The organism is Micromonospora globosa (assembly GCF_000717585.1).
GTDB lineage: Bacteria > Actinomycetota > Actinomycetes > Mycobacteriales > Micromonosporaceae > Micromonospora > Micromonospora aurantiaca.
In genome coordinates this window covers 1-227 of record NZ_JNZR01000111.1, presented here as the reverse complement: position 1 = coordinate 227, position 227 = coordinate 1, and the positions used below count along the sequence as shown (strand labels likewise).

The window sequence follows — 227 nt, the reverse complement described above, 5'->3', positions numbered from 1 at the left end:
CCGCAGGCCGCCACCGAGTCCAACCCGTTCGCCGGCAAGGCCAACAGCGGCGCCACCTGGACCAACGACATCAGCCACGGCGAACTCATCCGCACCACCGCCGACCAGACCTTCACCGTCGACCCCTGCAACCTCCAACTGCTCTACCAAGGCCGCTCCCCCAACTCCGGCGGCGACTACGGCCTCCTGCCCTACCGACCCGGACTACTCACCCTCCAGCGCTGAGC

The 227-nt window shown here is 68.7% G+C and carries 1 protein-coding gene; it reads left to right on the top strand.

All coding sequences use genetic code 11. The features are described 5' to 3' along the window. Positions 1-225, top strand: a 225-nt coding sequence (locus tag IF06_RS32730; RefSeq protein WP_036312203.1) for a non-reducing end alpha-L-arabinofuranosidase family hydrolase, incomplete at its 5' end; no start/stop codon positions are given. Positions 226-227: the final 2 nt, after the last annotated feature.